The organism is Pseudomonas sp. DTU12.1, assembly GCF_009873475.1.
Taxonomy (GTDB): Bacteria; Pseudomonadota; Gammaproteobacteria; order Pseudomonadales; family Pseudomonadaceae; genus Aquipseudomonas; species Aquipseudomonas proteolytica.
On record NZ_CP045254.1, the window covers coordinates 277,798 to 302,580 of the forward strand.

At 60.9% G+C, this 24,783-nt stretch carries 22 protein-coding genes; 3 read left to right on the forward strand and 19 right to left on the reverse strand.

Translation table 11 applies throughout. The features are described 5' to 3' along the window. The first annotated feature begins 74 nt into the window (after positions 1 to 74). Positions 75 to 1,304 carry a nucleoside recognition domain-containing protein gene (locus tag GDV60_RS01325; protein ID WP_029290384.1) on the forward strand — a complete coding sequence of 410 codons (1,230 nt, stop codon included), beginning with the start codon at positions 75 to 77 and terminating at the stop codon, positions 1,302 to 1,304. An 88-nt stretch (positions 1,305 to 1,392) separates the two neighbouring features. On the opposite strand, the gene GDV60_RS01330 is transcribed toward GDV60_RS01325, so the two are convergent. The 19 genes from GDV60_RS01330 to GDV60_RS01420 form a co-directional block, all read right to left on the reverse strand. Next, positions 1,393 to 2,004: an ABC-type transport auxiliary lipoprotein family protein gene (locus GDV60_RS01330; RefSeq protein WP_159906038.1), complete on the reverse strand. Its 612-nt coding sequence runs from the start codon at positions 2,002 to 2,004 to the stop codon at positions 1,393 to 1,395. Continuing rightward, the gene (locus GDV60_RS01335; protein WP_029290391.1) at positions 2,001 to 2,939 is read right to left on the reverse strand and encodes an MlaD family protein; all 939 of its coding nucleotides are present in this window, start codon (positions 2,937 to 2,939) and stop codon (positions 2,001 to 2,003) included. Before GDV60_RS01335 ends, GDV60_RS01330 begins: the two co-directional genes overlap by 4 nt. A 1-nt stretch (position 2,940) precedes the next feature. Further along, positions 2,941 to 3,744 (reverse strand): ABC transporter ATP-binding protein, encoded by an 804-nt coding sequence (locus GDV60_RS01340; protein WP_159906039.1) that lies wholly within the window; start codon positions 3,742 to 3,744, stop codon positions 2,941 to 2,943. Then, positions 3,741 to 4,889, reverse strand: a complete 1,149-nt coding sequence (locus GDV60_RS01345) for an ABC transporter permease (RefSeq protein ID WP_029290394.1) — start codon at positions 4,887 to 4,889, stop codon at positions 3,741 to 3,743. Before GDV60_RS01345 ends, GDV60_RS01340 begins: the two co-directional genes overlap by 4 nt. A 55-nt stretch (positions 4,890 to 4,944) precedes the next feature. Beyond that, the gene (locus GDV60_RS01350) at positions 4,945 to 5,976 is read right to left on the reverse strand and encodes a DUF5924 family protein (RefSeq protein ID WP_029290396.1); all 1,032 of its coding nucleotides are present in this window, start codon (positions 5,974 to 5,976) and stop codon (positions 4,945 to 4,947) included. 69 nt (positions 5,977 to 6,045) lie between these two features. Further along, a complete protein-coding gene (locus GDV60_RS01355) occupies positions 6,046 to 7,431 on the reverse strand; it encodes a pitrilysin family protein (protein WP_159906040.1) in 1,386 nt (461 codons plus the stop codon). 108 nt (positions 7,432 to 7,539) lie between these two features. Beyond that, entirely contained in the window at positions 7,540 to 9,198 is a 1,659-nt protein-coding gene (locus tag GDV60_RS01360; RefSeq protein WP_029290400.1) for a Na/Pi cotransporter family protein, read from the reverse strand. Positions 9,199 to 9,490: 292 nt separating this feature from the next. Beyond that, on the reverse strand, positions 9,491 to 10,258 hold the full coding sequence (locus GDV60_RS01365; RefSeq protein WP_070995499.1) for a TerC family protein: 768 nt from the start codon (positions 10,256 to 10,258) through the stop codon (positions 9,491 to 9,493). 66 nt (positions 10,259 to 10,324) lie between these two features. Continuing rightward, positions 10,325 to 11,632, reverse strand: coding sequence for a CitMHS family transporter (locus GDV60_RS01370; RefSeq protein WP_070995498.1), 1,308 nt, complete (start codon positions 11,630 to 11,632; stop codon positions 10,325 to 10,327). Positions 11,633 to 12,008: 376 nt separating this feature from the next. Next, entirely contained in the window at positions 12,009 to 13,970 is a 1,962-nt protein-coding gene (locus GDV60_RS01375; protein WP_092232534.1) for a DUF4105 domain-containing protein, read from the reverse strand. After that, entirely contained in the window at positions 13,967 to 14,287 is a 321-nt protein-coding gene (locus GDV60_RS01380; RefSeq protein ID WP_029290409.1) for a DUF2388 domain-containing protein, read from the reverse strand. The genes GDV60_RS01375 and GDV60_RS01380 overlap by 4 nt, the downstream gene beginning before the upstream one ends. Before the next feature lie 26 nt (positions 14,288 to 14,313). Then, positions 14,314 to 14,622, reverse strand: coding sequence for a DUF2388 domain-containing protein (locus GDV60_RS01385; RefSeq protein WP_092232537.1), 309 nt, complete (start codon positions 14,620 to 14,622; stop codon positions 14,314 to 14,316). A gap of 186 nt (positions 14,623 to 14,808) precedes the next feature. Beyond that, complete coding sequence (locus tag GDV60_RS01390) at positions 14,809 to 15,129, reverse strand: DUF2388 domain-containing protein (RefSeq protein ID WP_029290413.1); 321 nt, start codon at positions 15,127 to 15,129, stop codon at positions 14,809 to 14,811. A gap of 315 nt (positions 15,130 to 15,444) precedes the next feature. Further along, positions 15,445 to 15,660 carry a DUF1127 domain-containing protein gene (locus GDV60_RS01395; RefSeq protein WP_007911656.1) on the reverse strand — a complete coding sequence of 72 codons (216 nt, stop codon included), beginning with the start codon at positions 15,658 to 15,660 and terminating at the stop codon, positions 15,445 to 15,447. A 318-nt stretch (positions 15,661 to 15,978) separates the two neighbouring features. Next, the gene (locus tag GDV60_RS01400) at positions 15,979 to 17,472 is read right to left on the reverse strand and encodes an acetyl-CoA hydrolase/transferase family protein (protein WP_092232542.1); all 1,494 of its coding nucleotides are present in this window, start codon (positions 17,470 to 17,472) and stop codon (positions 15,979 to 15,981) included. A 180-nt stretch (positions 17,473 to 17,652) separates the two neighbouring features. Next, positions 17,653 to 19,089 (reverse strand): NAD(P)(+) transhydrogenase (Re/Si-specific) subunit beta, encoded by a 1,437-nt coding sequence (locus tag GDV60_RS01405; RefSeq protein WP_159906041.1) that lies wholly within the window; start codon positions 19,087 to 19,089, stop codon positions 17,653 to 17,655. Continuing rightward, entirely contained in the window at positions 19,089 to 19,409 is a 321-nt protein-coding gene (locus GDV60_RS01410; RefSeq protein WP_003233786.1) for an NAD(P) transhydrogenase subunit alpha, read from the reverse strand. Before GDV60_RS01410 ends, GDV60_RS01405 begins: the two co-directional genes overlap by 1 nt. A gap of 15 nt (positions 19,410 to 19,424) precedes the next feature. Then, complete coding sequence (locus GDV60_RS01415) at positions 19,425 to 20,546, reverse strand: Re/Si-specific NAD(P)(+) transhydrogenase subunit alpha (protein ID WP_029290427.1); 1,122 nt, start codon at positions 20,544 to 20,546, stop codon at positions 19,425 to 19,427. A 447-nt stretch (positions 20,547 to 20,993) separates the two neighbouring features. After that, entirely contained in the window at positions 20,994 to 21,893 is a 900-nt protein-coding gene (locus GDV60_RS01420; protein WP_029290430.1) for a LysR family transcriptional regulator, read from the reverse strand. A gap of 157 nt (positions 21,894 to 22,050) precedes the next feature. Here GDV60_RS01420 and GDV60_RS01425 point away from each other — a divergent pair, with 157 nt between their 5' ends. Further along, positions 22,051 to 23,232: an acyl-CoA dehydrogenase gene (locus GDV60_RS01425; protein WP_029290432.1), complete on the forward strand. Its 1,182-nt coding sequence runs from the start codon at positions 22,051 to 22,053 to the stop codon at positions 23,230 to 23,232. Positions 23,233 to 23,245: 13 nt separating this feature from the next. Then, positions 23,246 to 24,466 (forward strand): CaiB/BaiF CoA-transferase family protein, encoded by a 1,221-nt coding sequence (locus tag GDV60_RS01430; RefSeq protein WP_133715168.1) that lies wholly within the window; start codon positions 23,246 to 23,248, stop codon positions 24,464 to 24,466. The last annotated feature ends 317 nt before the right edge of the window (positions 24,467 to 24,783 follow it).

Sequence of the window (24,783 nt, forward strand, 5' to 3'; positions counted from 1 at the left end):
CCCCGGTAAATCCGGGGTTTGTCGTTTCTGCCAGCCCCGCTATCATTCGCCACATATTTAAAGGGGTGTGACTGATGCTCAATGGCCTGTGGCTTGGCTTCTTTGTCGTGGCAATGGTATCGGCGCTAGTGCAATGGCTGGTGGGTGGAAACGCCGGGATCTTTGCGGCGATGGTGGAGAGTATCTTCGCCATGGCCAAGCTGTCGGTGGAGGTGATGGTACTGCTGTTCGGTACCCTGACATTGTGGCTGGGCTTCCTGCGCATCGCCGAAAAGGCTGGGATCGTCGAGTGGCTGGCCAAGGCCCTGGGCCCGCTGTTCCTGCGGTTGATGCCGGAAGTCCCGGCCGGTCACCCCGCCATCGGCTTGATCACCCTCAACTTTGCCGCCAACGGCCTGGGCCTGGATAACGCGGCCACGCCGATCGGCCTCAAGGCCATGAAGGCGCTGCAAGAGCTCAACCCGATCCCCAACACCGCAACCAACGCGCAGATCCTGTTCCTGGTGCTTAACGCGTCCTCCCTGACCCTGTTGCCGGTGACGATCTTCATGTACCGCGCCCAGCAAGGCGCGCCGGATCCGACCCTGGTGTTCCTGCCAATCCTGCTGGCCACCAGCGCCTCGACCCTGGTGGGCCTGCTGTCGGTGGCGCTGATGCAGCGCCTGCGCTTGTGGGACCCGGTGGTGCTGGCGTACCTGATCCCGGGCGCGCTGGTGCTGGGCGGCTTCATGGCCTTGCTGGCGACGATGTCGGCCACGGCCCTGGCGGGCCTGTCCTCGATCCTTGGCAACCTCACGCTGTTTGGCCTGATCATGCTGTTCCTGCTGATTGGCGCGTTGCGCAAGGTCAAGGTCTACGAGGCGTTTGTCGAAGGCGCCAAAGAGGGCTTTGACGTCGCCAAGAACCTGCTGCCGTATCTGGTGGCGATGTTGTGTGCGGTCGGCGTGCTGCGCGCTTCCGGGGCGCTGGAGTTTGGTCTGGAAGGCATTCGCCACCTGGTGGCCTGGACCGGCCTGGACACGCGCTTTGTCGACGCCTTGCCCACGGCAATGGTCAAGCCGTTCTCCGGCAGTGCGGCGCGGGCGATGCTGATCGAGACCATGCAGACCCAAGGTGTGGACAGCTTCCCGGCACTGGTGGCGGCGACGATTCAGGGCAGTACCGAGACCACCTTCTATGTACTGGCGGTGTACTTTGGCTCGGTGGGCATCCAGCGCGCGCGGCATGCGGTGGGGTGTGCGCTGCTGGCGGAGTTTGCTGGCGTGGTGGCGGCGATTGCTGTTTGTTACTGGTTCTTTGGCTAAGCTTCAGGCCGCTATCGCAGGCAAGCCAGCTCCCACATTTTGATTTGTTTACACAGTCAAATGTGGGCGCTGGCCTGGGATGAGGCCCTCAGCGTTTAGGTGCTGTATTGCCCTGCGCCACCACCCAATCCACCACCTGCTTGTTCAACTGATCTCCGGCCGTACCAAACCCGGCCACCACCGCTGGCACTTGGGTATCACTCACCGGCTGGCGCACTTCAAAACGCTTGGCAGCCACGATCCGTTGGTCACTGCCGCGCACCAATCGCGCATCCAGCCGGATCACCACTTCCACCGCACTGCCGCGGTACTCGCTCTGGAAGGCCTGCAACTGCCCGCCCAGTTCCAGGTCCGCCTGTAGATTGGTGTCATCAGTGCTCAGCAAGGCCACCCGGCCATCGCGCTGGAAGCCGTCCAGCAGGCGGTTGCGCAACAGCACCGGCGCTGGATCGCTCCAGCGGGACTGGGCATAGCTGCTGATCAAATCACCCTGAGGCACCACGGCAATGCGCGGGCTGTCGAGGAATTCGCTGGCTTGCGGTTTGGCCAGGCGCAACGACCAGGCTACCGGGTTGCCGTGGGCCGTCACTTGGGCGGTGGGCAGGCGATAGACGTTGGAAGGGTCGGCCTTGGGCAGGATCGAGCAGGCACTGACCAGCGCCAGGGCCACCGGAACGATCATTTTATAAGCACGCTTCATGGCGTGAACTCCTTGTTCTTGTCACTGCCCAGCAGGTAGCCGCTGGGGTTGGCTTCCAGGCGACGGGAGATGGCGCGCAAGGAGCCCAGGGTATCGCGCAGCTCGCGTACGGCAGGCGCCAGTTCGTTGAGGCCCTGCATGCCGCTGTTCAGGGAATCCTTGTTGTCGTCCAACAAGCGGTTGATGGTCGCGGTGCTTTGCTCCAGGGAGCGCATGGCCCCTTCGGCGCTGCCGAACATCTGCTTGCCCTGGTCGTTGAGCAGGCCATTGGCGTTGCGCATCAGCGCAGTGGTCTGCTCCAGCGTGGCGCCGGCCTGTTTGCTGACTTGGGCCAACTGCTGCATCACCACCTTGATATCACCGCGTTGCTCGGCGATGGCCCCGGTGGTCTGCTCCAGGTGTGCCAGGGTGCTGCTCAAGCGGTCGACGTTATCGGGCGAGAACATGCGGTTGGCGTTATGCAGCAGCAAGTTGATGCTGGTCATCAGGTCGTTGCTGTTATTGAGCAGCCGGGCAATGGGCGATGGCGAGGCGGTGATCTGCGGCAGGTTGCCGTTCTTGCCTTTGAGTTCGGGGCTTTGCGGGGTGCCGCCGCTGAGTTGGATGATCGAGGTGCCGGTGATGCCGGTCAACGCCAGCTTGGCCTGGGTGTCTTCCTTGATCGGCGTCTGGCCGGCCAGGCGGATACGTGCCAGTACGCGGCGCGGGTCTTTGGGGTCCAGGCGCAGACTGGTGACGTCACCCACCTTGATCCCGCTGTACTGCACCGCGCTGCCCTGGGACAAGCCGCTGACCGCTTCGTTGAAGATCACTTCGTAATCCTGGAACGCGCTGTCGACGCTGGATTTGGCCAGCCACAGGCCGAACAGCATGGCGCCGACCACGACTATCACGCTGAACAGACCGATCATCACATGATGGGCTCGGGTTTCCATGTCATACCTCGTTGAGCGGTTGAGCGGCATCCAATGCCGCGCGGCCCCGAGGGCCATGAAAGTATTCGTGAATCCAGGCGTCGTCCGTTTCCGAGACAACATCGATGGCATCTGCCACCAGCACCTTTTTCTGCGCCAGCACGGCCACGCGATCGGTGATGGTGTAGAGCGTGTCGAGGTCGTGGGTGATCAGCAACACGCTCAGGCCCAAGGCATCACGCAGGGTCAGGATCAGTTGGTCGAATGCCGCCGCGCCGATGGGGTCGAGGCCAGCGGTCGGTTCGTCGAGAAACAAAATGTCCGGGTCGAGGGCCAGGGCGCGGGCCAGGGCCGCACGTTTGATCATCCCGCCGGACAGCGAGGACGGGTATTTGTCGGCCGCCGACAATGGCAGCCCGGCCAGGGCAAGCTTGACTGCCGCCAGATGCTCGGCATCGGTGCGGCTCAGGCCGGCGTGTTCGATCAGTGGCAGGGCGACGTTTTCCGTGACCGTCAGCGAGGAGAACAGCGCGCCTTTCTGGAACAGCACGCCGAAACGCCGTTCCACCAGGGAGCGCTCGTGTTCTGAGAGGCTCGGCAAGTCCTGGCCGAATACCCGCACTTGGCCTTCGCTGGGCTGACGCAGGCCGATGATGCTGCGCAGCAGCACCGACTTGCCGCTGCCCGAGCCGCCCACCACGGCGAGAATCTCGCCCTTGTACAGATCCAGGTCGAGGTTTTCATGCACGCTCTGCGGGCCAAAGCGGTTGCACAGGCCACGGACTTCGATCACCGCCTCGCTGGGCGCTCGTTGTAAACGGCTCACCAGCCCATCTCCATAAAGAACAATGCGGCTACCGCGTCGAGCACGATCACCACGAAAATCGATTGCACCACTGCGGAGGTGGTGTGGGCGCCGACCGATTCGGCGCTGCCGCTGACCTTGAAGCCTTCCAGGCAGCCAATGGCCGCGATCAGGAAGGCGAAGAACGGTGCCTTGACCAGCCCCACCAGCAAATGCTGGACGCCAATGTCCGATTGCAGCAGCGAGAGGAACATCGCCGGCGAAATATCCAGGGCCACGGCGCACACCACGCCGCCGCCGACAATGCCTGAAATCATCGCGAGAAAGGTCAGCATCGGCAGCGCCACCAGCAGCGCGAGGACGCGTGGCAGCACCAGCAACTCCATGGGGTCGAGGCCCATGGTGCGGATCGCGTCGATTTCTTCGTTGGCCTTCATCGAGCCAATTTGTGCGGTGAAGGCGCTGGCGGTGCGGCCGGCCATCAGGATCGCGGTGAGTAGGACACCGAACTCCCGCAAGAAGGAAAACGCCACGAGGTCCACGGTGAAAATGCTTGCGCCGAAACTCTCCAGCACCGTGGCGCCGAGAAACGCGACCACCGCGCCCACCAGGAAGGTCAGCAAGGCGACGATAGGCGCGGCATCCAGCCCCGTCTGTTCGATATGCGCCACCATCGGCGTCAGGCGCCAGCGCTTGGGCCGGAACACGCCGCGAGCGAAGGTTTCGAGAATCAGGCCGATAAAGCCCAGCAGGGTCATGGCGTCTTGCCAGACGGTATCCACCGCGCGGCCGATGCGTGCCAAAAGCTGGATACCGGCGTTTTGCTGCGGCTCTTTGACCGGCACACAAAAATCATTCAGGGAGCGGTAGACGGTCTTGAGCAGCGCCCGGTCGGCAGCGGGCAGGCTGCAGTCGGTTTGTTCGGCCGAATGCTCAATGCGCTCCGGGCCCAGCAGTTCCACCAGCAACGAGGCTCCGGCGGTGTCCAATGCGCCCAGGCCGTTGAGGTCGACGCGGGTGCTGGCGTCGTACTGGCCGTCGAGGCTTGCCGAGAGCTTTTTCAGGGCGCTGTAGTGGGCCAGCGTCCAGTCCCCGGTGACCCGCAATTGAGGCGGCTGGGTGGACGCGTCCAGGTGGGCATTGCCTGCCGTTGTGCTACTGGTCATAAGCTCCGAGCTTGTTTGGCTATTCCACAATTGCTATGTAATAGCACGATCCGTCCTACTTTGGCGTGTCCGTTTGTACGGTGTCAGTGACTTTAAAGCGCAACACGCCGATCACCTGGCCGTCTTCGGTCAGCACCCGTACTTGCCAGCGGCCCACGGCATTCGCCGGGAAGTTCTGCTTGTGGGTCCAGGCCCGGTAGCCTTCCTTGCGTCCGCCATGGATATCCAGGGCGATGCGGTCGACCTCTTTGCCGTTGAACTGCCACACATGGTAGATGCGCTCGTCCAGCCCGCGCGGTGCGTTGATTGCGGTGTAGGCGTACAGGCCGCTGCTGCGCAGTTGGCTGGCGCTGACTTCTTTGAGGTCATCGCCGGGGGTGCGGTCCTGCAATTGGGTGCTGATTGCCACTTCGGTCATCCACAGGGTGGCCGGCGGCACCCAGCTGCGCAGGAACCAACCCGCGCAGCCAATCGCCGCCGTCACGCCCAGCAGCATCAGCCAACCCTTGACGCTGCGCAGCGGCAGGCTCACGGCCAGGCTGGGGATCGACAAGGCCATCGCCACCCCCAGCGCCAGTTTGTAACTCTCGGCGGTGGTCAGGTGCAGGATGATCGGCAGTGCGGTGAGCAAGGCGGCAAACAGGGTCAGGGTGTGCAGTGCCAGAAACAGCGAGCGCTTGGGCGCCAGCCATTTGTAGTACAGCGGGTCGGTGATCGAGACCAGTGCGGCGGCGCCCAGCAAACCGGTGAAAATGGCCTGGCTGCTGTTCCAGGTGGTGGTGACGAAAAAGAACGGCAGGACAAAGAACAGGCTTTCCTGGTGGATCATCTGTGTGGCGTAGCGCAGCAGCGGTTCGGGGATTTCCCGCTTGAAGACCTTGCTGAACAACTGGGTGAAGCTGTTTTCCAGCATCAGCCACAGCCAGCTCACCAGCATGATGATCGCGATCCAACTGGCCATGCCTTGTTGGCGGTCCACCAGGATAAAGCTGCCCACCCCCGAGATAAAACCGCCGAGTGCGATCACCCCTGGGTAGCGCTTCATCAGTTCGAGGACGCGCTGGATGAGAAGGGTCAGGTTTGGCATTCGGCAGTTCGCAGTCTTTGTAGGAAAAAATCCCAGACAGAATAACGTCTTAGCCTGTGGATAGGCGTGTCATTGCACAATTGCTTTGCGATAACGGCGCAGCCCAATCAGCACAATAGCAATCAGCCCCAGCACGCCTGCGGCGATCCAGCCCAGGGCGTCGTAACTGAGCAGCGGTTTTTCGATACGCCAGTAGCCCTGCTGGTTGAACAGCTGGCGCATGGCCTGATTGGTTTGCGCCAGGCTCACGGCCTTGAGGCGCTTGGCCGGGTCGCGAAGACGCCCGTCGGCGTAGTCGGCCAAGGCGCCCCAGTAGTAGTCGGCCAGCGCGCTATTGCCCTGCACGGCCCAGGCCTGGCGGTCGATGGCGGCTTGTTGCAGGCGGCTGAAGGTCGCCGGGTCGAGGCCGTCCTCAAGCAGCCTGGCCTTGAGGCTTTCAAGAACGTGTTCGGCCTCGGGCAGGTTATCGCGGTCAAGGTCCGCGTTGAGGCTCATGAACCCCACGCCGCCGAGCACTTCGCGCTCGCTCCATGGGCCGTAGGACAGGCCATGCTGCAGGCGCAACTGGCGATACAACGCCCAATCCAGGTAGTCCTTGAGCAGGTCGTAGGTGGCATCGTGCTGCTCGTCCAGCGTGGGTTCGGGGAACAACCAGTGCAGCTTGGCGCCATCGCCGACCCAGCCACGGATCAGGTCACGATGGGTCGCTGCGGCGCCCAGGGTTTGCGGCAACGCCCGGTGTTCGCTGGGGTCGACCGGCTCGAGTTGGCCGTAGGTGCGCTCCAGATAGGCCGGCAGCAGTTTGTCGAGGTCGCCGACGATGATCAGGGTCATGTTGTTGGGGGCGTACCAGGCCTGGCGCACGCTCTGCAGTTGCGCGCGGGTCAGGTGTTCGACTTCGGCCCGCTCGGCGCATTTGAGGCCCAGTTCCACCGCCAGTTGATTGCTGGCGTTATGGCCCAGGTCCTGGCGATCCAGCAGGCGTTGCAGGTGTGAATAGTGACCCCCATCTTCGCGCTCCACCACCTGCTTGGCGGCGTTGATTGCGGCATCGCTCAGCTCGGTCCGGGTCAGGATCGCCTTCAGCAGGTCCAGCACCTTGCGCTGGTTGCGCGCCGGGGCCTCGATGACGAAGGTGGTGTCGGCATTGCTGGTGTAGGCGTTCCACTCCCCGCCCAGGGCCTGCATCTGTTCTTCCAGCTCGCCTTCGCCGCCGCCATCGATGCCGCTGAACAGCAGGTGTTCCAGCAGGTGCGGCAGTTCTTTGTCTTCGCAACTGAAGTCATCCAGGCCTACGCCTACCACCAGGCGGATCGCCACGTGCCCGCGCTCGGTGCCCGGCTTGAGCAGCAATTGCAGGCCGTTGGGCAACATGTAGCCTTCAACCTGCAAGCGATCAAAGGCAGAGGCGTGGGCCGAGCCTATGAGCAGGCAGGCGAGTAGCAGGCGACGCATAACGGGGTTCCTAGCGAGCAATGACGGTTGAAACTGGCTTTTTGTGGGAGCGGGCTCCTACATTGGGTAGGTGGTGTTTTTAACTGACTCCCGGGGTGTGCGGTTCGTTCAGGGCGAATGGGTGATGTCGGCAATATTGTCCACCGCCAACGCACCGGTCTCGGAGGTTTCCAGCACGACATAGGCACTGCTGCAAAACAACGAGTTCAGGCGCTTCATGTCGGCAATCAGCTCCAGGTGCAGGGAACTGGTCTCGATGCTTTGCACGATTTTGCGTTGCAGGCGGCTGACGTGGGCGTGGGCCAGGCGCCGTTCCTGGGCGCGGAAGCGGCGCTTCTCGCGCAGCAACTGGCGGGCGCTTTCCGGGTCGGCGCTGAGGAACACCGACAGGCCCAGGCGCAGGTTGGAGATCAACTGGCTATGCAGGCCGGCCAGTTCTTCGAGCCCGACTTCGGAAAACGAGCGGCGCTGGGAGGTTTTCTGCTGCTGGACCTTGCGCAGCATACGTTCGATCAAGTCGCCGGCCAGCTTCAGGTTGATCGACAGCTCGATGATTTCGGCCCAGCGTCGGCTGTCGTGTTCGCTGAGATCTTCGCGGGGCATTTGCGCCAGGTACAGCTTGATCGCGCTGTAGAGTGCCTCGACGTCATCACTGAGGCTGCGCATTTCCTGGGTGATGGCGGTTTGTTTGCCGCGCAGCACTTCCAGCATGGCGGTCAGCATGTTGTCGATCAGGTCCCCCAGGCGCAGGGTTTCCCGTGCGGCGTTGGCCAGCGCCAGGCTCGGGGTGGTCAGCGCCGTCGGGTCCAGATGACGGGGCTTGGCCAGGCCATTGGCCTCCGGGCGCTCCGGCAGCAGCCAGGCACACAGGCGCGCCATCGGGCCGATGGTGGGCAGCAGGATCAGGCAGCGGGTGACGTTGTAGAGCAGGTGAAAGGTAATGACCATGCCTTGGGCGCTGTAGTCCAGGGTGTCCATCCACAGCACCAGCGGGTCCAGGACGGGAATGATCAGCAGCAGGCCGATCAGCTTGTACAGCAGGCTGCCCAGGGCCACTTGGCGGCCGGCGGCGTTTTGCATGCTGGTGCTGAGGAACGCCAGGACGCCGCTGCCGATATTGGCCCCGATCACCAGGCCGATGGCCACATGCAGGCCAATCACCCCGGCACCGGCCAGGGTTGCGGTCAGCAGCACGGCGGCCAGGCTGGAGTAGGAAATCATCGCAAACAGCGCGCCCACCAGGGCGTCGAGCAGGATGTCACCGGTCAGCGAGGCGAACAGCACCTTGACGCCCTGGGCCTGGGTAATCGGCCCGGCGGCTTCGACAATCAGTTGCAGGGCGAGAATGATCAGGCCCAGGCCGATACCGACCCGGCCCATCTGCCCGGCGCGCGTCTGTTTGCGCGACAGGAAGAAGATCACCCCGAGAAAGATCAGCAGCGGCGACAGCCAGGACAGATCCAGGGTCAGCACCCGTGCCATCAGCGCGGTACCGACATCGGCGCCGAGCATGGTCGCCAGGGCGGGCGTCAGGCCCATCAGGCCCTGGCCGACGAACGAGGTCACCAGCATCGCCGTGGCGTTGCTGCTCTGCACCATGGCGGTGACCAGGATCCCGGCAATGAACGCCAGCCAGCGCCTGGCCATGTTCTGCCCGATGACCTGGCGCAGGTTGGAGCCGTAGACCCGCAGGATCCCGGTACGGACGATGTGCGTGCCCCAGATCAGCAAGGTCACGGCGGAAAGAAGATTGAGCAGGGTCAGCATGCTCGGCCCCCTGTATTGAGTCGTGCTCCAAGTGGAGCAAAAAGTGCCGCGTGCCGTTTTGTGTTGTGTACTTAAGCTGTAGTTGGCGAACGGCCTGTGCGCCAGCATCGCATAGCTAAAGTCGGCTTTGAAACAAAACTGTCATGAAATCAGCTTTTTGCAGGCGCCTGAAACGACTGTAGGAGCGAGCATGCTCGCGAAGAACTCAAGGGCAGCGCGTGCAATCAGGCAGCACGCGTTACCGTTGGCGTTTTTCGCGAGCACGCTCGCTCCTACAGGTGTTGCCCGCGGGTTATTGGCCCGGGATGTCCTTGCGCAGTTTCACAGGATCCTGCTGCTTTTTCTTTTTCGCGATGGCGGTCCGCATCTTGATGTTGACCGCTTCTACCGCCAGGGAGAACGCCATGGCGAAGTACACGTAGCCTTTTGGCACATGCACGTCGAAGGATTCGGCGATCAGCACGGTACCCACGATCAGCAGGAACGACAGCGCGAGCATTTTCAGCGACGGGTGCTTGTCGATGAACTCGCTGATGGTGCCTGCGGCCAGCATCATCACCAGGACCGCAACGATGATCGCAGCGACCATGACCGGTACGTGGGAAACCATACCCACGGCGGTAATCACCGAGTCCAGGGAGAACACGATATCGATGATGGCGATCTGGATGATGGTGTAGATGAACTTGCCACCCTTGCCTTTCGGCTCGTCATGGGTTTCGTCTTCACCTTCCAGGGCGTGGTACATCTCCTGGGAGCTTTTCCACAGCAGGAACAGGCCGCCGAAGAACAGGATCATGTCGCGGCCGGAAATACCCTGGCCGAACACCACGAACAGGTCGGCGGTCAGTTGCATGACCCAGGTGATCGACAGCAGCAGCAGGATCCGGGTGACCATGGCCAGGGCCAGGCCGAAGATCCGGGTGCGCGCTTGCATATGCTTGGGCATACGGCTGACCAGGATCGAAATCATGATGATGTTATCGATGCCCAGAACGATCTCAAGAGCCGTCAGGGTGAAGAAGGCAATCCAGATCTCCGGATTGGTCAGCCATTCCATATGTGTTCCTTTGCGCGAGGTGTTAGACCGCGCCGGCAGGAGGGCCGGCGCAGTGGGTTGTTACGATTATAGAGTGCTGAACAGCGGGAATGTGCCCAACAGCAATGCGGCGACCATTATGCACAGGCACACCAGCACTGCCCACTTCAGGGTGAAGCGCTGGTGATCGCCAAATTCGATACCGGCCAGGGCCACCAGCAGGTAAGTCGACGGCACCAGCGGGCTGAGCAAGTGGACCGGCTGGCCAACAATCGAGGCACGGCCCATTTCTGCGGCGGTGATGCCGTAGTGGCTGGCGGCTTCGGCCAGTACTGGCAATACGCCGTAGTAGAACGCATCGTTGGACATGAAGAAGGTGAACGGCATGCTCACCAGCGCAGTGATCACCGCCAGGTACGGGCCAAGGGCTTCAGGGATGACGGCCAGCAGGCTCTTGGACATGGCGTCGACCATGCCGGTGCCCGACAGAATGCCGGTGAAAATACCTGCGGCGAAGATCAGGCCGACCACCGCCAGCACGCTGCCCGAGTGGGCAGCAACGCGGTCTTTCTGCTGTTGCAGGCACGGGTAGTTGACGATCATCGCGATACTGAAGGCCACCATGAACAGCACCGGCAGCGGCAACAGGCCGGCGATCAGGGTGCACATCAGGGCCAGGGTCAGGGCGCCGTTGAACCAGATCAGTTTCGGGCGACGGGCATCCGGGAACTGCGAGACGCTGATTTCGCTGTGATCGATTTCATCGCCTTGCAGGTGCAGTACGCCGAGTCGGGCACGTTCGCGCAGGCCGTACATATAGGCAATCACCAGGATGGCCACTACGCCGGCGGCCATGGCGGGGATCATCGGTACGAAGATGTCCGATGGGTCCACGTGCAGTGCACTGGCGGCGCGAGCGGTCGGGCCGCCCCAGGGGGTCATGTTCATCACGCCACCGGCGAGGATGATCAGGCCGGCCATGATTCGCGGGCTCATGCCGATGCGCTTGTACAGCGGCAGCATGGCGGCCACGCAGATCATGTAGGTGGTGGCGCCGTCACCGTCCAGGGACACCACCAGCGCCAGCACGGCAGTACCGACCGAGACTTTCAGCGGGTCGCCCTTGACCAGCTTGAGGATCTTGCGCACGGCCGGGTCAAACAGGCCGGAGTCGATCATCAAGGCAAAGTAGAGGATGGCAAACATCAGCATCACGCCGGTAGGCGCCAGCTTGGTGATGCCTTCGAGCATCATCGGGCCGATCTTCGGCGCAAAGCCACCGAACAGCGCGAACAGGATAGGCACGATGATCAGGGCGATCAGCGCCGAGAGGCGCTTGGTCATGATCAGGAACATGAACGTGATGACCATGGCAAAGCCAAGGAAAGTCAGCATAGGAATACTCCAGGCGTAGCGCGGCTAGGGAATGGCGAACCGGGTTGGGGTCAGCGCAGAACGAAAAGCGCGAGGCGTACGGGGGGAGTCGGGAAAAACAGGCGGGTACGAGCGGACATCAGCATCACCATTGTTGTTGTTAATTGGGCCCCTGGGCATGAAAACGCTCAGGTTGGCCAACCGGTCTATTGCCGGTAGTGAGGGCGATCCTAATCGCGAAAGCTTTCAGCCAGCTTTCGCTGGAAAAACAGGTTTCAGGTGGATGAGGTTCACTGTAGGAGCGAGCTTGCTCACGAAGGTCGTGAACGTTAAGGCGCGTTTGCGGGGTAAACGCGGTATGTTCGGGTTTTTCGCGAGCACGCTCGCTCCTACGGTTTTAAGGCAGTTGCAGCCCGCCAGCGGCCTTGTGCAGCGCGCGCAGATGTTCGCCAACCTGCTTGAGATTGGCCTCGCAGGCGGCAATTTCCGCCGCGCGCGAAGGTTCCAGCAGCGCCCTCACCTCTTTATCCAGGTCGCCGGTCAACGATTGCAGCTGTTTCTGGCGCAAGGCGCTTTCTGATTCCAGGCGCTGCCACTCCTTGGGTTGGGGCAGTCCATAACCGCTGCTGCCGAGCAGTTCCGCCGGGCGGCTGAGGAAGCCGCTGTTGGCGAGGATCTGCTGCAGCGTGGCATCGGCCTTGGCCATGCCGCCGTTCTTCAGTTCGCGGGCGCCGAGGTAACGTTGCTTGACCTCGTCCTGGGCGAGCATCAGTTGCTTGCGAAAGCTGGCCTGTTCCAGCAGCAGCAATGCGGCGCTGGTGCGCAGGTCGGCCTTGTCGAACCACACCCTGCGTTGCTCGGCGCTCAAGGTCAGCCAGTCTTCGACCTGGGTCTGCGGGATCGGCAGGTGCTTCTTCAGCACCTCGAACATCGCCTGGTAGCGCTCACGGAAGGAGTCGAAGTGATAGCCCAGGCGCAAGGCCTCACGGCGGTCGTCCAGCACGCTGGTGTCGGCCAGCCCACGGGCCTTGAGGACTTCCAGCAAACCATTGGGGGTGATGTTGTCCAGGGCTGTCAGTTGCGGGTTGGCGCTGCCGCTGCGCAGCAGTTTCAGGCCTTCGACGGCGCAGTTGTTGGAGAGGAAGTAGTAATTGCCGTCGTAGCTCCAGTGCATTTCGGCGGCGTGTTCGACGGTGTCGTTGATCTCCTGGCGCGTGAGAATCAGGGGCACGGAAGCCAGGCCACGCAGTTCGGTCTTGGTGTATTCGTCGATCACCTGGGCCAGGGGCAATACGAACAGGCGCGATGGGTACTTGCCTACCAGGCCGTCCCAACTCGACAGTTGTACGTCACCGACGAATGCGCGGTAGGACAACACCAGGTGCTGGTCCAGGTCCAGGCGGCAATCCGGGCCACGTGGGCGGCCCGGCGCACAGATCACCAGGCGCAGCATGCTGTGGCCCCAGCGGCTCACCAGGTTCTGGTTGGCTTCGGCCAGCAGGTAGTCGATGGCGTAAACGCGCTCCGGGTCGACCTGGCCCAGGGGCGTCTTGGCAAAATCGTTACCGGCATTGAGGAAGGCGAAGGTGTTGGCGCAAGCGTCCTTGGCTGGCGGGGCCCAGCCGAAGTGTTGCTGGTAGTAACGGTACAGCGCGGGACGGCGGCACGCGTAGCTCGGGTCAAGGAGGAAGTACTCCATGTTGACCGCGACGAATTCCTTGGGGTTGGTGATTTCGTAAAGGTCCGGGCTGCGGGCCACTTGCCGATTGTGCTGCTCGCGCTCGCCACGGCGGCCGACGTATTGCGGCCAGCCGGCCAGGTCAAGCAAGCGTGGATCGTCGCTGAGCGTGAAGCGCCGGTCATTCTGGCCACGGCATTGATCGGGCAGGCCAACCAGGCCGGTGATGTTGTTCTGGCGGCTGCAGCGTCGGATCAACGAGCGCTGGTCCGTGGGCCACAGGCGCGCGCGATCATAGATATGGGTCAGTTCATGCAGAACGGTCGCGAGCAGTTCTCTGCGCACGGTGCCGTGGGGGCGCTGGGTCTGTTGGGTGGCGGCGGTGCCGTCAGTAAGGCTGGCCAGCAGTTTGCGATTGAGGTCCAGTTCAGCGACCAGCGACGCCTGGCCATAGGCATTGGCGGGCATGTCGTCGGTCCAGCCGACGTCGATGCGCCGGTCCAGTTGCTCGATGAAGCGCGGCGGCAGCGCCTGCATCGCTTCATCCAGCAATGCCTGGCTGGCCTGCTGTTGGGCTGGGCTCAAGCCGTCGGTCTTGAGCCGCAGTTGCAGGCTGGCCTGGGCGGCGCTGGCAGCCAGCAGTACCGTCGCAGCCAATAGCCAGGCGGTGAAGCGCCTCACAATGCGAGGATGGCTTCGGCGAGGACCTGGTCGCTGGCGTCGCGGGCTTCTGGCACGCGGGTTCGCAGGGTGTCGAAGGCGGCCTCCAGTTGCGCGCCGCGGATATCGCCATTGCTGGCGACAAAGCTGGCCGCGTCATCGTGGGCTGCGCGCACGACTTTGGAGTCACGGATGGAGGTGGTGGTGTCCGAGGTGAAATCAATGGTGCGGCCGAAAGCACGAACAATGATGTTACTGGTGGCCACGAGGGTTTGTGCCTGGGCGATATCTGCCAGCAGGAACAGGCCGAGAGCAGCTGCGATCAACGGGCGACGCATGGAATGACTCCAAAAGGTAAAGATGATTATTGGACGAGAATTGCCTGGGCCAGTTCAAGGTCACTGGACTTAAGTTTTGGCTCGGTGCGACGCAGGTAATCCAGCGCGCTCTCCAGCCGGGCGCCCCGCCATTGGCCGTCAGTGGCAATAAACACAGCAGCGTCATCCTGGGCTGCCAGTATCAATTTACGATCGAACGGCGCCGAGGTCACTTTGCTGGTGGCATAAGCACTGGCAACGACGCCTTGGGTGGACAGATCAAAGGCCTGGGCCGGAGGGGCGCCGCAGATGGCAAATACTGTGGGAGCAATCAACAAACGGTATGAAAAAGCCATGGGACTCGACAACTGAAAACGAGCGCCAAGGCTAGCGCAATGCCCGGGCGAGAGCCAGCGAGCAGGCCGACTACTGTAGAAGCGAGCTTGCTCGCGAAGAACCTGAGAGCGCAGTGTTTGAGCAGTGAGCCCCGCGTTATCGTTCGCGATCTTCGCGAGCAAGCTCGCTCCTACAGTGAGTCAAGGTCAGATGGCCAGGATCGCCTGGGCCAGTTGCGCGTCGGTGGCGGTGTTGAGTTGGGGGGCTTGCTGGCGGATCTGCGCCAGGGCGCTTTCCAGCTTCACGCCACGGATCGCGCCTTGGCTGGCAACGAAGCTGGCGGCATCGTCGCGTGCTGCACGCACGACTTTATTGTCGCGAAGGGACGAGGTGGCATCGGAGGTGGCGTCGGAAGTGGCTTTGAGCGCGCCCACGATCGAGTCGGTGGTCACGATCAGGCTGGTGGCGCTGGCATTGGCAGCAACGGCAAGCAGGGCTGCAGCGCTTAGCAAACGAAGACGGGACATGGGTGGCTCCTGTGGATGAGACGAACTGATGACGCGATAGTAGCTGGCGCCTATCTGTTCGGGTAGTACGCAGTGGGAAGTCGCTGCCTGAAAAGGGTGATTGACCGCTACAAATTAAACCGATCCAAAATTGTACTGGTCTGTGTTTGTGTTTTTTAAACTGTACTTGTTGGCGTGCTGGAAAAGGCCGTCAAGCAGCCTTTTCCGACCGCCCAAAATAACAAAACCCGCCTCCGGTTACCCGGGGCGGGTTCTGCTACAACAATTCGGGGTGCTGGCGGTGGACCCGGTAGGTCAGGGCCAGCGGGCGCTAAATCAGCGCCAGAACGGCTTGCTCAGCTCTTCGTAGCGTTGAGCTTCGCTGATCCCGGCATCGGCCAGCAGACGCGAGTCCAGACGAGCCAACTGGTGGCGGCTGGAGATGCGGCGCTGCCACAACATCAGGTTGGCGATAACGCGCAGAGGCAGGGAAGCCTGGGTGTTGACAGCTTTATCTTCGAAGAACAGTTCGGAACTGAGTGTACGTTCCATGATGACATCCTTCCGCTTGTGGCGGGATTAGGTAGTGGTTTAACTGATGCCAATGATCCTCCTCCGGCGCAAGACTCTCTAGATACAGTTCACCTGTATTGTGAGGGGCCAGTTAACTGTTTATAGGGGCTGTACTGTACAGAAATGGGGCAACTGTACCTGTCGGCACTGATTTGGTGCGTTTTGGGTGTTATTGGAAGGATTTGTAGGGTTTTACGGTAGGAAATGACCGGTACAGCAGTACAGTTTTTTCCATATGAGTCGCAAGCAGATCCGGGCGAATACAACTGTGTTTGCATCCGCCCGGGTCTGTGCTGATCAACCTTTGAGCATATGCCCGGTTTCTTCCAGGTTGATGTGCCAGCTCAGGGCTTCGCGCAGAATATGCGGGGTGTGCCCGCCGATGGCGCAGGCGGCGGTGTAGTAGTTGTTGAGGGCGTCGCGGTAGTCAGGGTGTACGCAATTATCGATGATTACCCGTGCCCGCTCCCGTGGCGCCAGGCCGCGCAGGTCGGCCAGGCCGATCTCGGTCACAAGGATGTCGACGTCATGCTCGGTATGGTCGACATGGCTGACCATCGGCACCACGCTGGAAATCGCCCCGCCCTTGGCAATGGACTTGGTGACAAAGATCGCCAGGTGCGCGTTACGGGCGAAATCCCCCGAGCCGCCGATGCCGTTCATCATCCGCGTGCCGCAGACGTGGGTGGAGTTGACGTTGCCGTAGATGTCGAATTCCAGCGCAGTGTTGATACCAATGATGCCCAGGCGGCGCACCACTTCCGGGTGATTGGAAATTTCCTGTGGGCGAAGCACCAGCTTGTCCTTGTAACGCTCCAGGTTGCCGAACACGTCGGCATTGCGCCGCTGCGACAAGGTGATCGAACTGCCGGAGGCAAAGCTCAGCTTGCCGGCGTCGATCAGGTCGAAGGTCGAATCCTGCAGCACTTCGGAGTACATGGTCAGGTCTTCGAACGGTGACTCGATCAGGCCGCACATCACCGCGTTGGCAATGTTGCCAATCCCAGCCTGCAGCGGGCCGAGCTTGTTGGTCATGCGCCCGGCATCCACTTCCTGCTTGAGGAAGTTGATCAGGTGATTGGCGATCCACTGGGTGTCACTGTCAGGCGGCGTCACCGTGGAGGCGGAATCAGCCTGGTTGGTGATGACGATGGCGACGATCTTCTCTGGCGGGATCGGGATCGCAGTGCTGCCGATACGATCATCTACCTTGACCAGCGGGATCGGGGTGCGGGTCGGGCGGTAGGTCGGGATATAGATGTCGTGCAGGCCTTCCAGATTCGGGTTGTGCGCCAGATTGATCTCGATGATCACCTGCTTGGCAAAAATCGCGAAGCTGGCCGAGTTGCCCACGGAGGTCGTAGGCACGATATGGCCTTGCTCGGTGATGGCCACGGCTTCGATGACCGCGATGTCCGGCAGCTTGAGCTGGTTGTTGCGCAGTTGTTCGACGGTTTCCGACAGATGCTGGTCGATAAACATCACTTCGCCGGCGTTGATGGCCTTGCGCAGGGTGCTATCGACCTGGAATGGCATGCGACGCGACAGCACGCCTGCTTCGGTCAGTTGCTTATCCAGGTCGTTGCCCAGGCTGGCGCCGGTCATCAGGGTGATTTTCAGGGGCGAGGTCTTGGCACGCTCAGCCAGGGCGTGGGGCACAGCCTTGGCTTCACCGGCGCGGGTAAAGCCGCTCATGCCGACGGTCATGCCGTCCTCGATCAGGGCGGCAGCATCGGCGGCGCTCATGACCTTGTTCAACAGCGAAGGCAAGCGGATACGATCACGGTACATGGATTGTTATCTCGGGCAACGGAGGCAAGGTGGGCAGTCTAGTGATTTCAAAGGCTTTCGTCCCGCTACCATGGTCGAATGCCAGGTGGCGATTTAGAGCCTTTGGTCGGGTTTTTCCCGTTAATAAAAAACCCCAGCCTACGGGAGGCCGGGGTTTTGGGTATTGCGCTGGAGCAGTGTTTATTCGACGGCCTTGACCATGTCTTCGATGACCTTCTTGGCATCGCCGAAGACCATCATGGTTTTGTCCAGGTAGAACAATTCGTTATCCAGGCCTGCATAACCGCTGGCCATCGAGCGCTTGTTGACGATGATCGTCTTGGCCTTGAAGGCCTCGAGAATCGGCATGCCGGCGATCGGCGATTTCGGATCGTTCTTGGCGGCCGGGTTGACCACGTCGTTGGCGCCGAGCACCAGCACCACGTCGGCCTGGCCGAACTCGGAGTTGATGTCTTCCATCTCGAACACCTGGTCATAAGGCACTTCGGCCTCGGCCAGCAGCACGTTCATGTGGCCAGGCATGCGGCCGGCGACTGGATGGATCGCGTACTTCACGGTGACACCGCGATGGGTCAGCTTCTCGGTCAGCTCTTTAAGGGCGTGTTGCGCCCGCGCTACTGCCAGGCCATAGCCCGGCACGATGATCACGGTGTCGGCGTTGGTCAGCAGGAAGGTGGCGTCGTCGGCCGAACCGGACTTCACCGGGCGCGCTTCTTTCGAGCCCGCTGGCCCTGCCGCATCCGGCGCGTTGCCGAAGCCGCCGAGCAGTACGTTAAAGAAGGAGCGGTTCATCGCCTTGCACATGATGTACGAGAGGATCGCGCCGCTTGAGCCCACCAGGGAGCCGGCGATGATCAGCATCGAGTTGTTCAGCGAGAAGCCGATCCCCGCTGCAGCCCAGCCGGAATAGCTGTTGAGCATCGAGACGACCACCGGCATGTCGGCGCCGCCAATCGGGATGATGATCAGCACGCCCAGCACAAAGGCCAGGGCCAGCATCACGGCGAAGGCAGTGAGGTTGCCGGTGAACATGAACACCAGGCCCAGGCCTAGAGTGGCCAGGCCCAGCACCAGGTTGAGCTTGTGCTGGCCGCCGAACTGTACCGGTGCGCCCTGGAACAGGCGGAACTTGTACTTGCCCGACAGCTTGCCGAAGGCAATCACCGAGCCGGAGAAGGTAATGGCACCAATGGCTGCGCCGAGGAACAGTTCCAGGCGGTTGCCCGTAGGAATCGCATCGCCCAGTTGCTTGACGATGCCCAGCGATTGCGGCTCGACCACTGCGGCAATGGCAATGAACACCGCGGCCAGACCGATCATGCTGTGCATGAAGGCGACCAGCTCCGGCATCTTGGTCATTTCTACGCGCTTGGCCATGATCGAGCCGGCGGTGCCGCCGATCAGCAGGCCGACAATCACGTAGCCGATGCCCGCAGTGGCGAGCTCTGCACCGAGCTTATAGATGAGGCCAACGGTGGTGAGTACCGCCAGGGCCATGCCGAGCATGCCGAACAGGTTGCCGCGTCGGGATGTGGTTGGGTGCGACAGGCCTTTGAGGGCCTGGATGAAACAGATCGACGCGATCAGGTAGAGCGTCGTCACGAGGTTCATGCTCATTACTTCTGCACCTCTTCTTTAGCCTTGGGCGCTTTCTTCTTGAACATCTCAAGCATCCTACGGGTAACCAGGAAACCGCCGAACACGTTAACGGCAGCCAGGGCCACGGCCAGGGTGCCCATGGTCTTGCCCAGCGGCGTGACGGTGAGTGCAGCCGCAAGCATGGCGCCAACGATCACAATCGCCGAGATTGCGTTGGTCACCGCCATCAATGGCGTGTGCAGTGCGGGGGTGACGTTCCAGACCACGTGATAACCGACATAAATCGCCAGCACGAAGATGATCAGGTTGTAGATACCGGGGGAGATAAGCTCTTCCATCGTCTGAATCCCTGCTTAGGCGTTTTTGCGGATGACTTGGCCGTCGCGGCACATCAGGCACGCGGCGACGATGTCGTCTTCGAGGTTGATTTCAAACTGCCCTTCCTTGGTGAAGACCAGCTTCAGGAAGTCCAGCAGGTTGCGCGCATACAGGGCCGAGGCATCGGCAGCGACGGCACCGGCAAGGTTGGTCGGACCGCAAATGGTCACGCCGTGTTGCACGACCACCTGGTCGGCGACGGTCAGCGGGCAGTTGCCTCCCTGGGCCGCGGCCAGGTCGATCACCACGGAGCCTGGCTTCATCTGGGCGACGGTTTCGGCGCTCAGCAAAGTGGGGGCCTTACGACCCGGGATCAGGGCGGTGGTGATGACGATATCGGCTTGCTTGGCGCGCTCATGCACGGCCAGGGCCTGGCGCTGCATCCAGCTGGTGGGCATGGGGCGTGCGTAACCGCCGACGCCAACGGCGCATTCGCGCTCTTCGTCGGTCTCGTAAGGCACGTCGACGAACTTGGCGCCGAGGGACTCAATCTGTTCCTTCACGGCCGGGCGTACGTCGGACGCTTCGATGACTGCACCCAGACGCTTCGCCGTAGCGATGGCTTGCAGGCCGGCGACGCCGGCGCCGAGGATCAGCACGCGGGCGGCTTTCACCGTGCCGGCGGCGGTCATCAGCATGGGCATGAAGCGCGGGTAGTGATGGGCCGCCAACAGCACCGCCTTGTAGCCGGCAATGTTGGCCTGGGAGGACAGCACATCCAGGCTCTGCGCACGGGAGGTACGCGGGGCGGCCTCCAGGGCGAAGGCAGTGATGCCATGTTCGGCCAGCCGGGTGATGGTTTCGTTGCTGAACGGATTGAGCATGCCCACCAGCACGGTGCCGCTTTTAATCAGCGTCAGCTCGCTGTCGCTGGGGGCGACCACCTTGAGAATCAGCTCGGCGCCAAACGCCTCGCTGGCACTGCCAATGGTTGCGCCTGCCGTTTCATAGGCACTGTCGACGACACTGGCTTTGACACCTGCACCGCTTTGTACAGTGACCTTATGGCCCTGGCCGATCAGCTTCTTGATGGTTTCCGGGGTTGCAGCAACCCGCGTTTCACCGGTCTGGGTTTCGAGAGGAACACCAATGTGCACGTCAAATCTCCTGCATGATCTTTTTGCTTTTGATTTTTGTAAAAAGGCCAGTGCGCCGCGAGTGGCGCAACTGGGGCGGCCGATCAGCACGACCCCGCTGAAATGACAGCAGGGCGCGGCATTTTGCAGGCGAACTTTACGGCCTTCAAGGGATTATGACGGGTGACGAAAAATTAACTACAAGTCACCCTGTGACTGATTGTCGCAATCCGCTGGAATAACCTCTTGAAATACAGGTATTTAAAGGCTTATGGAGGGAAAAGGCGATTTTTGCAATTGTCGACATGAATGGTCGGTCATGGGCGGTGAATAAGCGCTGTAGAGCTTATAGCTATTGGCTTTCAGGCCATTTTTCTGTGGATCGGTACAGTCTGTGTAAAAGCGACATATAGTTATATCTGTAGGGCTTTTGTTTTGTTGACTACAGAGTCAGTAATCTGCGAGCGCCTAGAATTGCCGGCTGTAACGCTGTGCCTGATCAACCAGCCAGTCTCGAAAGGCGTGCAGTGACGCGGATTCGACCTTTCTCTCTGGAATCATCAGGTAATAGGCCTTGCTGCTGGTCAGGGCCTGTTGGTTGGCGATCACCAACTGTTTCTCGCCCAATTCCCGCTGAATAAGAAACGGTGGGATCAAGGCAATGCCCATGTCATGCATGGCCGCCTGGGACAGCATGGAGAATAGCTCGTAACGTGGGCCTGTCATGTCCCGAGGGATGTTCAATTGTTGTGCGTTGAACCACTGGCGCCAGGCGTAGGGCCGTGTGGTTTGCTGCAGTAGCGGCAGTTCCGCGATTTCTTCGGCGCTGAAATGCGAGCGCTGCCCAAGCAGTCGTGGACTACAGACGGGCAGTGGGTTTTCACCCATTAACCTGTGGGACTCGGTGCCGGACCAGTCGGCATCGCCAAAATATATTGCGGCGTCGAACTCAGTGTCAGCGAACAGGAACGGGCGGGTCCGGTTGGTCAGGTTTACCGTGACTTCGGGGTGCTGCTGCTGGAAGTCCTTGAGTCGTGGGATCAGCCACTGGGTACCGAACGTGGGCACCACCGCCAGTTCGATCACATTGGCACCTTGCTGGCCCATCACTGACAGGGTGTCGCGTTCCACCGCGTCGAGTTGCGTTGCCACTCGCCGGCTGTAGGAAAGCCCGGCTTCCGTGAGCTTTACTCCGCGTCGCGAGCGCCGAAACAGTTCGACACTCAAAAACTCCTCAAGGCCGGCGATCTGTCGGCAGATCGCGCCCTGGGTAATGGAAAGTTCCTGTGCGGCCTTGGTAAAGCTCTCGTGGCGGGCCGCCGCTTCAAAACTAACCAAGGCCGTGGTGCTGGGGATCTTCCTGCGCATGTACCGTACCCTCACTAATAAAAGGCAGTTTTGCCGTTCTTGATCGCTACGGAGTGAGAAATTAGCACAAGGCTATGCAAAAACCTCGTTTGCCCTCCTCGCCTGCCCGGCCTAGGCTCCATGCACGACTTTTGATTTACTTCGCGAGGAATCACTCATGGGCGGTAAGGCAAGCTTCAACTGGATCGATCCACTGTTGCTGGATCAGCAGCTCACCGAAGAAGAGCGCATGGTGCGCGACAGTGCCGAGCAATTCGCCCAGGACAAGTTGGCGCCGCGTGTGCTTGAAGCCTTCCGTCATGAAAAGACCGATCCTGCAATTTTCCGTGAAATGGGTGAGACCGGCCTGCTGGGCGCGATGATTCCCGAGCAGTACGGCGGCAGCGGCTTGAATTATGTCAGCTACGGCTTGATTGCCCGTGAAGTGGAGCGCGTCGATTCTGGCTATCGCTCGATGATGAGCGTGCAGTCGTCCCTGGTGATGGTGCCTATCAATGAGTTCGGCACTGAAGCACAAAAACAGAAGTACTTGCCCAAGCTGGCCTCGGGTGAATGGATTGGTTGCTTCGGCCTGACCGAGCCAAACCACGGTTCGGATCCGGGTGCGATGATTACCCGGGCGCGCAAGGTGGATGGCGGCTACAGCCTGACCGGCAGCAAAATGTGGATCACCAATAGCCCGATTGCCGATGTGTTTGTGGTCTGGGGCAAGGACGACGCCGGCGACATCCGTGGTTTTGTCCTGGAGAAGGGCTGGAAAGGTCTGAGTGCGCCGGCGATTCATGGCAAGGTCGGTTTGCGCGCTTCGATCACCGGTGAAATCGTCATGGACAACGTGTTTGTTCCTGAAGAAAACATCTTCCCCGATGTGCGCGGCTTGAAAGGTCCTTTTACCTGCCTGAACTCGGCACGCTACGGCATCTCCTGGGGCGCCTTGGGGGCTGCGGAGTTCTGCTGGCACACGGCGCGCCAGTACACCCTTGATCGCCAGCAGTTCGGGCGCCCACTGGCCGCCACGCAGTTGATCCAGAAAAAGCTCGCTGATATGCAGACCGAGATCACCCTCGCCTTGCAAGGTTGCCTGCGTCTGGGGCGGATGAAAGATGAAGGAACCGCGGCGGTGGAGATCACTTCGATCATGAAGCGCAACTCCTGCGGCAAATCCCTGGATATTGCCCGTATGGCTCGCGACATGCTCGGTGGCAATGGCATCTCCGATGAGTTCGGGATTGCCCGGCACCTGGTCAACCTGGAAGTGGTGAATACCTACGAAGGCACGCATGACGTCCATGCGCTCATCCTTGGGCGCGCCCAGACCGGTATCCAGGCGTTCTATTAATAGGAGGTTAACCATGGGCGCGCTATCGCATCTGCGGGTACTGGATTTGTCACGGGTGCTGGCGGGGCCTTGGGCCGGGCAGATTCTTGCTGATCTCGGCGCTGAGGTGATCAAGGTCGAGCGGCCTGGTAGTGGTGACGATACGCGCGCCTGGGGGCCGCCCTTCCTAAAGGATGCTTACGGTGAGAACACCAGTGAAGCGTCCTACTACTTATCGGCCAATCGTAATAAGGAGTCGGTGACTATCGACTTCACCCGGCCAGAGGGGCAAAAGCTGGTCCGGGACCTGGCGGCAAAGTCGGATATCTTGATCGAGAATTTCAAGGTGGGCGGGTTGGCGGCGTATGGCCTGGACTACGAGTCGCTCAAGGAGCTCAATCCGGAGCTGATTTACTGCTCTATCACCGGGTTTGGTCAGACGGGGCCGTATGCGGCGCGAGCTGGCTATGACTTCATGATCCAGGGGTTGGGTGGGTTGATGAGCCTGACGGGGCGCCCTGAGGGTGATGAGGGGGAAGGTCCGGTCAAGGTCGGCGTGGCGCTGACCGACATTTTGACTGGGCTGTACTCTACCGTGGCGATTCTGGCGGCTATGGCGCACCGCGATCATGATGGTGGTGGCCAGCATATCGATATGGCGCTGCTGGATGTCCAGGTTGCCTGTCTGGCCAATCAGGCCATGAATTATCTGACGACAGGTGTGTCGCCCAAGCGGCTGGGTAACGCGCATCCGAATATCGTTCCGTATCAGGATTTTCCCACCGCCGATGGCGATTTCATCCTGACCGTGGGCAATGACGGCCAATTTCGCAAGTTTGCCCAGGTCGCGGGGCAACCGCAGTGGGCCGATGATCCGCGGTTTGCTACTAATAAGCTGCGGGTGGCCAATCGGGCGGCGCTCATTCCATTGATTCGCCAAGCAACGGTGTTCAAGACCACGGCCGAGTGGGTGACCCAGTTGGAGCAGGTGGGTGTGCCGTGTGGGCCGATCAATGATCTGGCGCAGGTGTTTGCCGATCCTCAGGTGCGGGCGCGCGGGCTGGCTATAGAGTTGCCGCATCCGCTTGCGGGCAAGGTGCCGCAGGTGGGGAGTCCTATGCGGCTGTCCAAGACGCCTGTGGAGTATCGCAGTGCGCCGCCTCTGCTGGGTGAGCATACGGCTAAGGTACTCAGTGAGGTGCTGGGGCTGGGGGCAGCTCATGTGGCTGCCTTGAAGGAGGCGGGGGTTATCTGAGGGGGTTCTTCTATATAGAAGGGATTTCTATATGAGCGCAGCTGGTTGTTTTTTAATCGATCGTAACTAATTGATAGAAAAGCAAAATCAAGGGTTGACGGCAAATCCTGGGAGTCTATAATTCGCCCCACTTCCGGCGCAGTCGAAACGGAAAACTCCTTGGTAAACAATGAGTTATGCGAGATTCGACAGCAGGTTGCTTCAGTTCATCGAAGCCAAAAGGAAGTTGAAAAAGAGGTGTTGACAGCAGCGTGTAACGCTGTAGAATTCGCCTCCCGCTGACGAGAGATCGGAAGCGCAAGTGGTTGAAGTTGTTG